The sequence below is a fragment of the Achromobacter sp. 01N37 genome (assembly GCF_056399725.1).
Genome location: NZ_JBFTRX010000005.1, coordinates 265,324 through 279,385 on the forward strand (window position 1 = coordinate 265,324; position 14,062 = coordinate 279,385).

12 protein-coding genes are annotated in these 14,062 nt (G+C 63.3%); 3 read left to right on the forward strand and 9 right to left on the reverse strand.

Going from position 1 to position 14,062, the window contains the following annotated elements:
- Positions 1–90 precede the first annotated feature (90 nt).
- From AC1DSJ_RS12780 to gyrA, 9 genes are all read right to left on the reverse strand, one after another.
- Positions 91–450, reverse strand: a complete 360-nt coding sequence (locus tag AC1DSJ_RS12780) for an integration host factor subunit beta (protein ID WP_054423734.1) — start codon at positions 448–450, stop codon at positions 91–93.
- 3 nt (positions 451–453) lie between these two features.
- Positions 454–2,166: a 30S ribosomal protein S1 gene (rpsA, locus tag AC1DSJ_RS12785; protein WP_006393619.1), complete on the reverse strand. Its 1,713-nt coding sequence runs from the start codon at positions 2,164–2,166 to the stop codon at positions 454–456.
- A gap of 279 nt (positions 2,167–2,445) precedes the next feature.
- On the reverse strand, positions 2,446–3,132 hold the full coding sequence (gene cmk, locus AC1DSJ_RS12790; RefSeq protein WP_054423736.1) for a (d)CMP kinase: 687 nt from the start codon (positions 3,130–3,132) through the stop codon (positions 2,446–2,448).
- A gap of 12 nt (positions 3,133–3,144) precedes the next feature.
- Positions 3,145–4,467 carry a 3-phosphoshikimate 1-carboxyvinyltransferase gene (aroA, locus tag AC1DSJ_RS12795; protein WP_175169670.1) on the reverse strand — a complete coding sequence of 441 codons (1,323 nt, stop codon included), beginning with the start codon at positions 4,465–4,467 and terminating at the stop codon, positions 3,145–3,147.
- Between the two features lie 5 nt (positions 4,468–4,472).
- A complete protein-coding gene (locus tag AC1DSJ_RS12800) occupies positions 4,473–5,375 on the reverse strand; it encodes a prephenate dehydrogenase (RefSeq protein ID WP_342066457.1) in 903 nt (300 codons plus the stop codon).
- On the reverse strand, positions 5,372–6,493 hold the full coding sequence (gene hisC, locus AC1DSJ_RS12805) for a histidinol-phosphate transaminase (RefSeq protein WP_175169668.1): 1,122 nt from the start codon (positions 6,491–6,493) through the stop codon (positions 5,372–5,374). Before hisC ends, AC1DSJ_RS12800 begins: the two co-directional genes overlap by 4 nt.
- Positions 6,494–6,504: 11 nt before the next feature.
- A complete protein-coding gene (gene pheA / locus AC1DSJ_RS12810) occupies positions 6,505–7,590 on the reverse strand; it encodes a prephenate dehydratase (RefSeq protein ID WP_054423743.1) in 1,086 nt (361 codons plus the stop codon).
- On the reverse strand, positions 7,583–8,713 hold the full coding sequence (serC, locus tag AC1DSJ_RS12815) for a 3-phosphoserine/phosphohydroxythreonine transaminase (protein ID WP_167390130.1): 1,131 nt from the start codon (positions 8,711–8,713) through the stop codon (positions 7,583–7,585). Before serC ends, pheA begins: the two co-directional genes overlap by 8 nt.
- Positions 8,713–11,382, reverse strand: coding sequence for a DNA gyrase subunit A (gene gyrA, locus AC1DSJ_RS12820; RefSeq protein WP_054423747.1), 2,670 nt, complete (start codon positions 11,380–11,382; stop codon positions 8,713–8,715). Before gyrA ends, serC begins: the two co-directional genes overlap by 1 nt.
- Before the next feature lie 413 nt (positions 11,383–11,795).
- Here gyrA and ompA point away from each other — a divergent pair, with 413 nt between their 5' ends.
- The 3 genes from ompA (at position 11,796) to AC1DSJ_RS12835 (ending at position 13,929) form a co-directional block, all read left to right on the forward strand.
- Entirely contained in the window at positions 11,796–12,377 is a 582-nt protein-coding gene (gene ompA / locus AC1DSJ_RS12825; RefSeq protein ID WP_006218200.1) for an outer membrane protein OmpA, read from the forward strand.
- Between the two features lie 152 nt (positions 12,378–12,529).
- Positions 12,530–13,258 carry a bifunctional 2-polyprenyl-6-hydroxyphenol methylase/3-demethylubiquinol 3-O-methyltransferase UbiG gene (ubiG, locus tag AC1DSJ_RS12830; RefSeq protein ID WP_054423749.1) on the forward strand — a complete coding sequence of 243 codons (729 nt, stop codon included), beginning with the start codon at positions 12,530–12,532 and terminating at the stop codon, positions 13,256–13,258.
- Positions 13,255–13,929 carry an HAD-IA family hydrolase gene (locus AC1DSJ_RS12835; protein ID WP_054423750.1) on the forward strand — a complete coding sequence of 225 codons (675 nt, stop codon included), beginning with the start codon at positions 13,255–13,257 and terminating at the stop codon, positions 13,927–13,929. Before ubiG ends, AC1DSJ_RS12835 begins: the two co-directional genes overlap by 4 nt.
- Positions 13,930–14,062 lie beyond the last annotated feature (133 nt).

Here is a 14,062-nt window from a genome sequence, read left to right on the forward strand (position 1 = left end):
CGGCGGCCGGAAAAAACAAAGCCCCTTGATTTCTCAAGGGGCCTGTTCTCGGTCCGATCTGCCCGTAGGCAGCCTTTACTAGCCGATACGTCAATGCATGGCGTGCAAACCTGCCATGGACGCCATCGGTTCACTCGATCCAGAAGATTGAGCGTCCTCGTCATTGCCGCCGACCAGGTCTACCCGTTCGCGCAATTCCTTGCCCGCCTTGAAGTGCGGCACCTGTTTACCAGGCACCAGCACTTGTTCGCCGGATTTCGGATTGCGACCGATGCGGGGAGACCGCTGCGACAACGAGAAGCTTCCAAAACCGCGGATCTCGATGCGCTGACCCGAGGCCAGGGCCTGGGTCATTGCATCCAGAACGGTCTTGACCGCGTAATCGGTGTCGCGGGCGGCCAGCTGAGGATAGCGGGCCGCCAAGGCGGCGATCAGCTCCGACTTGGTCACGAATTAACCGTCGTTGCGCTGTTGGTCCAGCTTGGCCTTCAGCAGCGCGCCGAGGTTGGTGGTGCCGGACGAAGCGCTGGCGTCGGACATGCGCTGGATCGTTTCGGCGGTCTCAGCGTTGTCGCGGGCCTTGATCGACAGTTGGATCGAACGCGTCTTGCGATCGATGTTGACGATCATGGCTTCGATGTTTTCACCAGCGTTCAGAACGGTGGTGGCATCTTCAACACGGCCCGAGGAGATCTCGGAAGCGCGCAGGTAGCCTTCAACGTCCACGGACAGCGTAACAACAGCGCCCTTGGCTTCGACGGACTTGATGGTGCCCGGAACAACCGCGCCCTTGTCAAACGTGGCGACGAAGTTGTTGAAGGGGTCGCCTTCCAGCTGCTTGATGCCCAGCGAGATGCGTTCCTTGTCGGTATCGATGCCCAGAACCACGGCTTCGATCTCGTCGCCCTTCTTGAAGTTGCGCACGGCTTCTTCGCCCGTTTCCGTCCACGACAGGTCGGACAGGTGAACCAGGCCGTCGATGCCGCCAGGCAGACCCACGAACACGCCGAAGTCGGTGATCGACTTGATGGCGCCGCGGACCTTGTCGCCGCGCTTGAAGTTCGTAGCGAACTCTTCCCACGGGTTTTGACGGCACTGCTTCATGCCCAGCGAGATACGACGACGGTCTTCGTCGATTTCCAGGACCATGACTTCGACTTCTTCGCCCAGGGTAACAACCTTGCGCGGGTCGACGTTCTTGTTGGTCCAGTCCATTTCGGAGACGTGAACCAGGCCTTCGATGCCGGCTTCGACTTCGACGAAGGCGCCGTAGTCGGTCAGGTTCGTGACCTTACCGAACAGGCGGGTGCCTTGCGGGTAGCGGCGAGCCAGGCCCACCCACGGATCTTCGCCCAGCTGCTTGACGCCCAGCGAGACGCGGCTCTTTTCCTGGTCGAACTTGAGGACCTTGGCTTCGACTTCTTGACCCACTTGCAGGACTTCGGACGGGTGACGCACACGACGCCATGCCATGTCGGTGATGTGGAGCAGGCCATCGATGCCGCCCAGGTCAACGAACGCGCCGTAGTCGGTGATGTTCTTGACCACGCCCTTGACCACAGCACCTTCGTGCAGGGTTTCGAGCAGCTTTTGACGCTCTTCGCCCATGCTGGCTTCCAGCACTTGGCGACGCGACAGCACAACGTTGTTGCGCTTGCGGTCGAGCTTGATGACCTTGAATTCGAGGGTCTTGCCTTCGTACGGGGTGGTGTCCTTGACCGGACGCAGATCCACCAGCGAACCCGGCAGGAACGCGCGGATGCCGTTGGTCATGACGGTCAGGCCGCCCTTCACCTTGCCGGTGATGGTGCCGGTAACCAGTTCGCCGTTTTCCAGGGCCTTTTCCAGCTGCAGCCAGGCCGACAGGCGCTTGGCGCGGTCACGCGACAGGATGGTGTCGCCGTAGCCGTTTTCCAGGGAATCGATGGCCACCGAGACGAAATCGCCGGGTTGCACTTCGAGCTCGCCCTGGTCGTTCAGGAACTCTTCCAGGGGGATCAGCGCTTCGGACTTCAGGCCGGCGTTGACGACGACGAAATTATGGTCGACGCGCACGACTTCGGCGCTGATGACCTCGCCGGACTTCATGTCCTGGCTCTTGAGGCTTTGTGCGAAAAGGTCGGCGAAACTTTCGCCGCCGGTGGCGGTAGTGGAAACGGAAGACATGGGGTTGAAATCCATTGGGCCGAAATGGCCGTTAAGAACACACCGCAGCGGATTGCCCGCCACAGTGGAGTCAAAATACCTGTTTGCCGGTTCGCCCCTGCGGGGTGGCCCGTGGGGGGTTGCGCCTGGCTAGAACAGGGCCTAATAAAATTTTCTGGCTGTCTGCGCTATCGCCTTTCAGCTACTGCCTTTCAGCTACTGCCTTTCAGCTACTGCCTTTCAGCTACTGCCTTTCAGCTACTGCCTTTCAGCTATCGCTTTTCAGCCATAGCGGTTGGACTATTTTTGCGCTTGTTGCCAGAAATCCAGTATTGCCTGCACTGTTTCTGCAATCGTCAAATTGGACGAATCCAGCACATGTGCGTCTGCTGCGGGAGCAAGCGGCGCCGTGGCGCGCTGGGTGTCGCGGGCATCTCGCTCGCGCATATCTCGCAGAAGGTCGTCTAGATTAGCAGAAATTCCCTTTTCGATCAACTGCTTACGCCGCCTCTCCGCCCGGGCGACCACGTCGGCAACCAGGAACACCTTCAGGGACGCATCGGGAAAGACCACCGTGCCCATATCCCGGCCATCCGCCACCAGCCCGGGAGGCAGGCGGAAAGCGCGTTGACGTTCGAGCAGCGCTTGGCGCACACCCGGAAAAGCCGCCACCCGGGAGGCAAAATTACCCACTTCCTCGCGGCGGATGTCGTGGCCGACGTCGGCGCCTTCCAGGTAGACGTGGGGACCGTCAAAGCGCACATCCAGCGTCTCGGCCACGCGGGCCACGCCCGGCTCGTCGTCCGCGGCCACGCCCTGCTTGATGGCGGCCAGCGCCGTCAGGCGGTACAACGCGCCGCTGTCCAGCACGTCCCAGCCCAGCGCCTTGGCGACCCGATGCGCCACGGTGCCCTTGCCCGACGCGGTGGGCCCGTCAATCGTGATGACCGCAGCCACGGGAGAATCAATCGAAGAAGTCAAAGTCATGTAGGTTTTTCGCTAGGCCGATACCAGGCTCGCGTAGACATCAAAGTAACCCGGGAACGTCTTGCTAACGCAACCCGGGTCCAGAATTCTGACCGCCGCCGGGCCGAAGGCCGCCAGCGAAAAGCACATCGCCATGCGGTGGTCGTCCCAGGTGCCAATGTGCGCATCGCGCCAGGCGTCCTGCGCCGGGGGAATGACGCGCAGCCAATCCGGCCCCGATTCCACCTGCGCGCCCAGCTTTTCAAGCTCGGTCTGCATGGCGTGGATGCGGTCGGTTTCCTTCACGCGCCAGCTGCCGATGTTGCGCAGGCGGCACGGGCCGTCGGCATACAGGGCCAGCGCCGCTGCGGTCATGGCCGCGTCGGGGATCAGATTGAAATCGGTGTCGAAGGCCTTCAGGCGCGCACCGTCGGCAACGCGCACGCCCGACACTTCGATCCAGTCGGGGCCATACGTGACCGTGGCGCCCATCTGCGCCAGGGTGTCGGCAAACGCAACGTCGCCCTGGATGCTGTCCGCGCCCACGCCCGTCACGCGCAACGGGCCGCCGCCAATGGCGCCCAGCGCCAGAAAGTAGGAGGCCGTCGACGCATCGCCTTCCACCGCGATCTGACCCGGGCTGCGATAACCCGCGCCGCCTTCAATCACGAAACGGCTCCATCCATCACGCTGCACCTGCACGCCAAAACGCGCCATCAGATTCAGCGTGATTTCGATGTAGGGCTTGGAGATCAGCTCGCCCACCACTTCGATCGTGACGGGCTTGCCGCTGCGGCCCGCCTGCAAGGGCGCGGCCAGCAACAATGCCGTCAGGAACTGGCTGGACACGGAACCCTGCACGCGCGTGACAGCGTCCTCGGCGATGTCGCCGCGGCCGATGTGCAGCGGCGGATAGCCCGGCTGGCCCAAGTAATCAATGCGGGCGCCCAGTGCATTCAAGGCATCCGCCAGATCACCAATGGGGCGTTCATGCATGCGCGGCACGCCCGACAAGCGGTAGTCGCCACCCATCAAGGCTAGCGCGGCCGTCAGCGGACGAATCGCGGTGCCGGCATTACCCATGAAGAGGTCCGCGCTTTCCACGGGAAAACGCCGGACGCCCTCGACGGTGACGCGGCCGGCATCCAGGTCAGACACCTGCACGCCCAATTGGCGCAAGGCGCCCAGCATGACGCGGGTGTCGTCAGAATCCAGCAGGCCGGTGATGACCGTCGTGCCCTCGGCAATGGCCGACAGCAGCAGCACGCGGTTGGAAATGCTTTTGGAACCGGGCAAGGCCATCACGCCCTGCGCTTGCCGCACGCGCGGCAGATCCAGATAAGCCATAGCGTTCATGTCAGCTACTCCTTGCGCCAATGACGGCGCGCCTGGGCTGCCGTGTCCAGCAGGGCCAGCAAAGCGGCGTCATCGCCATCGGCAATGGCGCGTTCAGCGCGATCCAGCACGGCGCGCACATCGGCAAGCTCGGCCAGCATCGCGTCGCGATTAGACAGAAAAATGTCGCGCCACATCTCTGGCGACCCCGCCGCGATGCGCGTGAAATCACGAAAGCCGCTGCCAGCCAGCGCCAGCCGGGTCGGGGCATCAGCGGCGGTCGCCACCTGCTCCATGTACACCGACGACAACAAGTGCGGCAGATGGCTGACCGAGGCCAGCACGCGGTCGTGCGCATCGGCATCCATGTCGATCACACTGGCCCCGCAGGCTTGCCACGCGCGGCGCACCAGGTCGATGGAAGCGGCGGCGTTCTCGGCAAGCGGCGTCAGAATGACGGTTCGCTGGCCGTACAGATCAGCATCGGCGGCATCCGGCCCCGTGCGCTCGGCGCCCGCAATGGGGTGGCCCGGCACGAAGCGCCCGATGTGTTCGCCCAGCGCGTCGCGCGCGGCTTCGACAACCTCGGCCTTGGTGCTGCCTGCATCGGTCAATACCGTGCCTGCGCCCAAGTGCGGCAGCATCCGCGCCAGCACGTTCTTCAAGCCGCCAACCGGCGTGGACAGCAGCACCAGGTCCGCCCGAGCGGCTGCGTCTTCCGCGCTGACCGCTTCATCAATCAGCCCCAGCTCAACGGCGCGCGCAAGCGATGACGCATTGCGCCCCACGCCTAACACGCGGCCAACCTGGCCTGCCCGGCGCAACGCCGCAGCAAATGAACCGCCGATCAGGCCCACACCCACCACGGCCAATACAGGAATCAGGGGGCCAGCGGCCCCCTGATTCGTAGAAGGTAACGCGTCGTTCATGCGGACAAAATGGCGGTCAGGGCATCAATGAAGCGGGCGTTTTCTTCCGGCAAGCCGATCGACACACGCAGCCATTCCGGCAGGCCATCGCCCGCCACCGGGCGCACGATCACGCCACGCTTGAGCAATTCCAGATTGATGCGGGGCGCGTCGCCCACATGCACCAGCACGAAGTTGCCGTAGCTGGGCACGTAGCGCAGCTTCAGCTGGTCGAACGCCGCGCAAAGCTGCGCCTTGCCCGATTTGTTCGAGGCATAGGCTTCTTCCAGATAGGCCGCATCGCCCAACGCAGCAATCGCCGCGGCCTGCGCCAGCGTGTTGACGTTGAACGGCTGGCGCACACGATTCAGCAGGTCAGTCAGCGGAGGCTGCGCCACCGAGAAGCCCACCCGCAAGCCCGCCAGACCATAGGCCTTGGAGAATGTGCGCGAGATGATCAGGTTCGGGAACCGGCGCGCCAGCGCGGTGCTGTCGAAGCGGTGTTCCGGGTCCAGGTATTCGTTATAGGCCTCGTCCAGCACCACCGTAACGCGGTCGCCATGGGCAGCTTGCACGCGTTCCAGGAAGGACGCGACCTTGTCGCCCGGCACGAAGGTGCCCGTCGGGTTATTGGGGTTGGCGATGAACAGCAGGCGCGTGTCGTCGGCAATGGCGTCAAACATTGCATCCAGATCATGGCCATAGTCTTGCGCCGGCACCACGATGTGGCGCGCGCCGCGCGCTTGCGTGGCCAGGCGGTAGACGGCGAACGAATGCTGCGCATACACCGCGGACGAACCCGGCTCCAGCAGCGCCAGTGCCGCGATTTCCAGAATGTCGTTGGAGCCGTTGCCCAGCGTGATCCAGTTCATCGGCACGCCATAACGCTCGGCCAGCGCCGCCTTCAGGTCAAAGCCATTGGGATCGGGATAGCGGGCCAGCGACTCAGCGGCGGCCAACATGGCGGCACGCGCCGACTTCGGCATGCCCAGCGGGTTTTCGTTCGACGCCAGCTTGACGATGCCCGCCGGGTCCAGCCCGAACTCACGGGCCAGTTCTTCAATGGGCTTGCCCGCCTGATAAGGCGCGATGGCGCTGACGTGCGCGGGAGCAACGAGGGGCTTGGATGCGGTGGTCATGGTGTGGAGGCTCACGGCGCCGGGTAAGAACCCAGCACTTTCAGATAGGCAACCTGCGCCTGCAGGGTAGCAAGGGCGCGCTCGACGTTCGGATCATTACGATGACCCAGGACATCAACGTAAAAGTAGTATTCCCACTGGCCGGTGCGCGCCGGGCGCGACTCAAAGCGCGTCATCGACACGCCGTTTGCCGCCAGCGGCGCCAGCATTTCGTAGACCGCGCCCGCACGGTTCGGCACCGCCAGGATCAGGCTGGTCTTGTCCTTGCCACTGACCAGCGGCTGGATATTGCCGATGGCCAAAAAGCGCGTGCGGTTGTGCGGATCGTCCTGGATGCCGGCCGCGACGACCTGCAAATTCCAGGCAGGCGCCGCCACTTCGCCGGCGATTGCCGCGATGGTGGGATCGCCCGCGGCGGCGCGGGCCGCTTCGGAATTGCTGGACGCAGCAACGCGGTCCACATCGGGATAGTTGCGCGTCAGCCAGCCCTGGCACTGCGCCAGCGCTTGCGGATGCGCGGAGATGGTCTTGATGCCGTCCATGCTGCCCGACTGCGACATCAGGCAATGGCGGATCACCAGCGAGCGCTCGCCCAGAATCGTCAGCGGTGTGTTCAGCAGCAAGTCCAGGCTGCGGTTGACGGCGCCTTCGGTGGAATTTTCCACCGGCACCATGCCCACATCGGCCTGGCCGCCTTCGACGGCACGAAAGACTTCATCAAACGACGCACACGGCAGCTTTTGCACGGCGTGGCCGAAATGCTCCAGCGCGGCTTGCTCGGAAAACGAGCCTTGCGGCCCCAGATACGCCACGGTCATGCCGCGCTCCAGGCCACGGCAAGCCGAGATGATCTCGGTCCATACCGACGCCACGCCCGCATTCGGGAACGGGCCGGGGTTGATCTGCTGCAAGCGGCGGATGACTTCGGCTTCGCGCTCGGGGCGCAGCACCGGGCCGTCCGCTTGCGCGGCATGCTTGGCCTCGCCCACTTCCAACGCGGCGCGCGCGCGCTGCGAGAGCAGGTCGAGGATCTGCGCGTCCAACGCATCAATGCGTTCACGCAAGGGACGCAGCTTGCGCTGCAGATCTTCATCCATAGCGGCGCTCGAATTCCTTCAGGTACTCGACCAGCGCCGACACCCCGGCAAGGGGAACGGCGTTGTAGATGGAGGCACGCATGCCGCCCACGCTCTTGTGGCCCTTCAGTTGCGTCAAACCCGCCGCATCGGCGCCTTGCAGGAAGGCGTCATTCAGCGATTCATCGCGCAACACGAACGGCACGTTCATGCGCGAACGCACGGGAGCGTGAATAGGATTGCGATAGAAATTGGTGCTATCCAGATAGCCGTACAGCAGGTCGGCCTTGGCCTTGTTGGCGGCTTCCATGCCCGCCACGCCGCCATTGGCCTTGACCCACTTGAACACCAGGCCCGCGACGTAGATCGCGAAGGTCGGCGGCGTGTTGTAGCGCGAATGATCCGCGGCCACATTGGCGTAATCGAAGGCGGACGGGCAGATCGGCAAGGCGTGGCCGATCAGGTCGCGGCGGGCGATGACCATGGTCACGCCAGCCGGGCCCGCGTTCTTCTGCGCGCCGGCATACATCATGCCGCAGCGCGTCACGTCCATCGGACGCGACAGGAAATGCGAAGACGCATCGACGACCAACGGCACGTCGGGTGCGCCCAGCGCGGCGGTGTCGGGCCAGTCCATGAACTCGACGCCGCCGATGGTTTCATTGCTGCACAGGTGCAGGTAGGCCGATTCCTTGCGCACATTCCAGGTATCGACCGGCGGCACCCAGGTCAGCGGCGCCTGCTCGCGGCCATCCAGCTGGATGGCTTGCTCGCTGCTTGCCGCGACATGGGTGCTGCCATAGCGCCCGGCTTCCTTGTACGACCGCTTGGACCAATGGCCCGTCACGACGAAGTCGGCAGCCGGCGTGCTGCGGCGTCCCATGAGATTCATGGGAACGATGGCGTTCTCCCCGGAACCTCCGCCTTGCATGAACATGACCGCGTAATCCGCGGGCAAGCCCAGCAGCTCGCGCAGGTCGGATTCGGCTTCGTCGCAGATCTGCACGAAGTGCTTGCCGCGATGAGACATTTCCATCACCGACATGCCACTGCCATGCCAATCCAGCATCTCAGCTGCTGCTTGCTGCAATACCACCTCGGGCAAGGCCGAGGGGCCTGCCGAGAAGTTCCAGGGGCGGGCCATTATTGCTCCGTAGGTTCCGTCGAATCCGTCGAGTCTGCTGCACCGTTGCTGTCGTCGCCGCCGTCAGCCTGGACGTCTTCGTCCAGTTCGCCGTCGTCGTCAGCATCGCTCTCCACGACACGGCGCACACCGGACAGCGTGCTGCCGTCATCCACGTTGATCAGCGTGACGCCTTGCGTGGCGCGGCCCATTTCGCGGATTTCCGCGACACGGGTACGCACCAGCACGCCGCCAGTGGTGATCAGCATGATTTCGTCGGTCGGGTTGACGAGCACCGCGCCCACCACCTTGCCGTTACGCGAGCTGGTCTGGATGGCGATCATGCCCTTCGTGCCGCGGCCGTGGCGCGTGTATTCGCCAATCGGGGTGCGCTTGCCGTAACCGTTTTCGGTGGCGGTCAGCACGGTCTGCGTTTCGTCGCCGGCAACCAGCAGCGCGATGACGGTCTGCGTTTCTTCCAGCATCATGCCGCGCACGCCGCGGGCATTGCGGCCCATCGGACGCACGTCGTTTTCGTCGAAACGCACGGCCTTGCCGGAGTCCGAGAACAGCATGACGTCGTGCTTGCCGTCGGTGAGGTCGGCGCCGATCAGGTAGTCGCCATCGTCAAGGTCAACGGCGATGATGCCGGCCTTGCGCGGGTTGGAGAAGTCGGACAGCGGGGTCTTCTTGACCGTACCGCGCGACGTCGCCATGAAGACGTAGTGATCTTCGCTGAATTCCTTGACCGGCAACACCACCGTGACCTTCTCGCCGTCAGCCAGCGGGAACATGTTGACGATGGGCTTGCCGCGCGAGTTGCGCGTGCCTTGGGGCACTTCCCAGACCTTCAGCCAGTACACGCGGCCGCGGTTCGAGAAGCACAGCAGGTAATCGTGCGTATTGGCGATGAACAGCTGGTCGATCCAGTCGTTTTCCTTCATCGCCGTGGCTTGCTTGCCGCGTCCGCCGCGCTTTTGCGAGCGGTACTCGGACAGCGGCTGGCTCTTGATGTAGCCGCCATGCGACAAGGTCACGACCATGTCGGTCGGCGTGATCAGATCTTCGGTGTCGAGCTCGGTCGCGTTCATCTCGATTTCCGAGCGGCGCGTGTCCTTCGTGCCGGTCGAGAATTCGGCCTTGATGGCTTGCAGCTCGTCGCTGATGATCGTCGTGATGCGCTCGGGGCGCGCCAGGATGTCGAGCAAGTCGGCGATGGTGGACATGATGTCCTTGTATTCGCCAACGATCTTGTCCTGCTCAAGCCCGGTCAGGCGTTGCAGGCGCATGTTCAGGATTTCCTGAGCCTGCGTGTCGCTCAGACGGTACAGGCCGTCGCCTTGAAGACCGAACTCAACGCCCAGATCGTCGGGGCGGAATGCTGCGCGGCCGCCCGGGGTGTCGCCGTCGGCGCGCGACAGCATGTCGCGAACCAGGGACGAATCCCACGACTTCGCCATCAATTCCTGGCGGGCGACGGGAGGCGTCGGCGCGGCCTTGATGATCGCGATGAAATCGTCGATGTTGGCCAGTGCAACGGCCAGGCCTTCCAGCACATGGCCGCGTTCGCGGGCCTTGCGCAGCTGGAACACCGTGCGGCGCGTGACCACTTCGCGGCGATGCTGCAGGAAGTAGTCGATCATCTGCTTCAGGTTGAGCAGGCGGGGCTGGCCGTCGACCAGCGCCACCAGGTTCATCCCGAAGGTGTCTTGCAGCTGCGTGTTCTTGTACAGGTTGTTCAGAACAACCTCGGGAACCTCGCCGCGCTTGAGCTCGATGACCAGGCGCATGCCGTCCTTGTCGGACTCGTCACGAATATCGGAGATGCCTTCGATCTTCTTGTCGTTGACGAGTTCGGCAATGCGTTCCTGCAGCGTCTTCTTGTTGACCTGGTAGGGAATCGCGTCGATGACGATGGCTTGGCGGTTGCCCTTTTCCATGTCTTCGAAGTGGGTCTTGGCGCGCATGATGACGCGGCCGCGGCCGGTGCGATAGCCTTCGCGCACGCCGGACATGCCGTAGATGATGCCGCCCGTGGGGAAGTCCGGCGCCGGGATGAGCTCGATCAGCTCGTCAACCGTGCAGGCCGGATTGCGCAGGCAGTACAGGCAGCCGTCGACCACTTCCTGAAGGTTGTGGGGCGGAATGTTGGTGGCCATGCCCACCGCGATACCCGAGCTGCCGTTGACCAGCAGGTTGGGCAGCCGCGACGGCAACAGCAGCGGTTCTTGTTCGCTGCCGTCGTAGTTGGGGCCGAAGTCCACCGTCTCCTGGTCGATATCGGCCAGCAGCTCGTGCGCAATCTTGGCCAGACGGATTTCGGTGTAACGCATCGCCGCGGCGTTATCGCCGTCGATCGAGCCGAAGTTACCCTGACCGTCAACCAACATGTAGCGCATTGAGAAATCTTGCGCCATGCGGACGATGGTGTCATAGACGGACTGGTCGCCGTGGGGGTGGTACTTACCGATGACGTCCCCGACGATACGCGCCGACTTCTTGTAGGCGCGATTCCAATCGTTGTTCAGCTCATGCATCGCGTAGAGCACGCGCCGGTGGACGGGTTTGAGCCCGTCCCGCACATCCGGTAGCGCCCGCCCAACGATCACGCTCATCGCGTAATCGAGGTAACTGCGGCGCATCTCTTCTTCCAGCGAAACCGGAAGCGTCTCCTTGGCAAAGGAATCCATATATATAACGACAGAATCGTGTAAGGAGGAACCCGGGCCGGGTAAACAGGAAATTCTATCATTCGATTCCATTCCAGGCCGGCAGGGTCGTGGCAAGCTGCCTGGAAGGCGCTTGCCGCGGTCGCCGATCAGGCCAACGACCCGCCCGCCCGACCGCGCCCGGCGGCCCTGTTGTCAAAAACCAACAGGGAAAACCGATGGAGTGCCGAAAACGTCGTATCCAGCGTTAATGCGCCTCTCCAGGGAAGCCAAAGGCCCCCAAATGCCTTAAGATTGTTTCCAGCACGCAGGAAACCCAGTAGCTATTCCTTTGAACCAGCTCTTGGCGTTGCTATACTGGCCCCGTTTTCCTGATATGCGGCGGGGGTTCGCTGCGAGTCACTTATCCAGCTTCAAGCTCAACGAGGAGAAACATGAACAAACCCTCCAAATTCGCTCTGGCGCTCGCCTTCGCCGCCGTCACGGCCTCTGGTGTAGCTTCCGCGCAAACCGTGGACAACTGGCGCAACCCGTTCGGTAACGTTTGGAAAAACGGTACGAACGAACTGTGCTGGCGCGATGCTTTCTGGACCCCTGCCACCGGTATCCCCGGTTGCGACGGTGTCCCGGTTGCACAACAGAAGGCGAAGCCGGCCCCGATGGCGGCAAAGGTCGTGTTCAATGCTGACACGTTCTTCGACTTCGACAAGTCGACCCTGAAGCCCGAAGGCCGTCAATTGCTGGACCAAGTCGCCCAGCAAGCTCGCGGTATCGAGCTGGAAACCATCATTGCTGTTGGCCACACCGACTCGATCGGCACGGAAGCCTACAACCAGAAGTTGTCCGAGCGCCGCGCCGCTTCGGTCAAGACCTACCTGGTCAGCAAGGGCATCGACCCGAACCGTATCTACACGGAAGGCAAGGGTGAGCTGAACCCGATCGCTTCCAACAAGACGAAAGAGGGCCGTGCCCAAAACCGTCGCGTTGAAATCGAAATCGTGGGTAGCCGCAAGTAATTGCCGGACTAGCTACAATAAGGGGCCTCGCATAGCGAGGCCCTTTTTTTCGTCCGTCATGCACCAATGCGGTGCCATGGCGCGTAGCCTCCCCGCCCTCGCGCGGACGGGCCCCTCTATATATATAGCGTCGCCTTTCGCTGGACCTTCCCATGACCACGCAAATTCACGACTCCGATCGCCCTGCCGTCAACGCCGATCAGGCAGAACTCGACAAGTTCAGCGCTCTGGCCAGCCGCTGGTGGGACCCCGAGAGCGAGTTCAAGCCCCTGCATGCGATCAATCCGCTGCGCCTGGAATGGATTCAGGAATGCGCGGGCAGCCTCGCCGGCAAAAAGGTGCTGGATGTGGGCTGCGGTGGCGGCATCCTGTCCGAGGCGATGGCGCGCGGCGGCGCAGACGTGACCGGCATCGATCTGGCCGACAAATCCCTGAAAGTGGCGCGCCTGCATGGCCTGGAATCGGGCGTGAAGGTCGAATACCGCAAGGTGCCCGTCGAAGAACTGGCCACGGAGCAGCCCGGCCAGTATGACGTGGTCACGTGCATGGAAATGCTGGAACACGTGCCCGACCCGGCCTCGATCGTGCGCGCTTGCTCAACGCTGGTGAAACCGGGCGGCTGGGTGTTCTTTTCGACACTGAACCGCAACGCCAAGTCGTTTTTGTTCGCCATCGTGGGCGCCGAGTACGTGCTGCGCCTGCTGCCGCGCGGCACGCATAGCTACGACCAGTTCATCAAACCCAGCGAACTGTCCGCTGCGGCCCGCGCCGCCAGCCTGGAGCCCATCAGCATGCGCGGCATGGAATACAACCCCATTACCCAGATCTACACCTTGTCGTCCGACACGTCGGTTAACTACCTGATGGCTACCCGCAAATGAGCGCCCTGATTCTGTTCGACTTCGACGGCACCCTGGCCGACACCGCCCCCGACCTGGCCGCCGCCGCCAACCAGCAGCGCACGCGCCGCGGCCTGGAACCCATGGCCTACGAAGCGCTGCGCCCCGTGGCCTCGCAAGGCGCGCGCGGTCTGCTGCGCGTGGCGCTGGATTTGAAACCCGGCGACCCGGATTACGAGCCGACGCGCCTGCAGTTCCTGGAAGACTACGCCGCGAATTCGACCGTACACAGCAAACTGTTCCCGGGTATCGAATCGCTGCTGGCAGACATCCGCCGCCGCGGCCTGTCGTGGGGCATCGTCACCAATAAGGTCACGTACCTGACCTTGCCGATCGTTGAATTCCTGGACCTGACACGCGACAGCGCCGTGCTGGTCTGCGGCGACACCACCGCCCACGCCAAGCCGCACCCGCTGCCGCTGCAGCACGCTGCGCGTGAAGCCGGTTTCGCCACCGACCGCTGCGTCTATGTGGGCGACGATCTGCGCGACATCCAGGCCGCCCATGCGGCAGGCATGCCGGCCGTGGCCGCTGCCTACGGTTACGTGGGTGAAGACGACAACATCACGGCGTGGGAAGCGGAAACCTGCGCCTACACGCCCGAAGAACTCTGGGCCGCCATCGAGCCGCTGTTGCCTGCCGACGTGCGCTGATCGCCCAAAGCCGGGGGGGCCTTGTCTGGCCCCGCCCGCTTTCTGACACCGGTTCGCGCATATTGGTTGCCCTGCGCGAACAATCTATCCGGACTCGGCCCCTTTATCCGGATTCCGAACTCCCCTAAAGTGT

Bases quoted from the DNA above. Each gene is read 5' to 3' on its own strand.
- rpsA (WP_006393619.1), bottom strand. From the start codon at position 2,166: ATGTCTTCCGTTTCCACTACCGCCACCGGCGGCGAAAGTTTCGCCGAC.
- cmk (WP_054423736.1), bottom strand. From the start codon at position 3,132: ATGACTTTGACTTCTTCGATTGATTCTCCCGTGGCTGCGGTCATCACG.
- aroA (WP_175169670.1), bottom strand. From the start codon at position 4,467: ATGAACGCTATGGCTTATCTGGATCTGCCGCGCGTGCGGCAAGCGCAG.
- AC1DSJ_RS12800 (WP_342066457.1), bottom strand. From the start codon at position 5,375: ATGAACGACGCGTTACCTTCTACGAATCAGGGGGCCGCTGGCCCCCTG.
- hisC (WP_175169668.1), bottom strand. From the start codon at position 6,493: ATGACCACCGCATCCAAGCCCCTCGTTGCTCCCGCGCACGTCAGCGCC.
- pheA (WP_054423743.1), bottom strand. From the start codon at position 7,590: ATGGATGAAGATCTGCAGCGCAAGCTGCGTCCCTTGCGTGAACGCATT.
- serC (WP_167390130.1), bottom strand. From the start codon at position 8,713: ATGGCCCGCCCCTGGAACTTCTCGGCAGGCCCCTCGGCCTTGCCCGAG.
- gyrA (WP_054423747.1), bottom strand. From the start codon at position 11,382: ATGGATTCCTTTGCCAAGGAGACGCTTCCGGTTTCGCTGGAAGAAGAG.
- ompA (WP_006218200.1), top strand. From the start codon at position 11,796: ATGAACAAACCCTCCAAATTCGCTCTGGCGCTCGCCTTCGCCGCCGTC.
- ubiG (WP_054423749.1), top strand. From the start codon at position 12,530: ATGACCACGCAAATTCACGACTCCGATCGCCCTGCCGTCAACGCCGAT.
- AC1DSJ_RS12835 (WP_054423750.1), top strand. From the start codon at position 13,255: ATGAGCGCCCTGATTCTGTTCGACTTCGACGGCACCCTGGCCGACACC.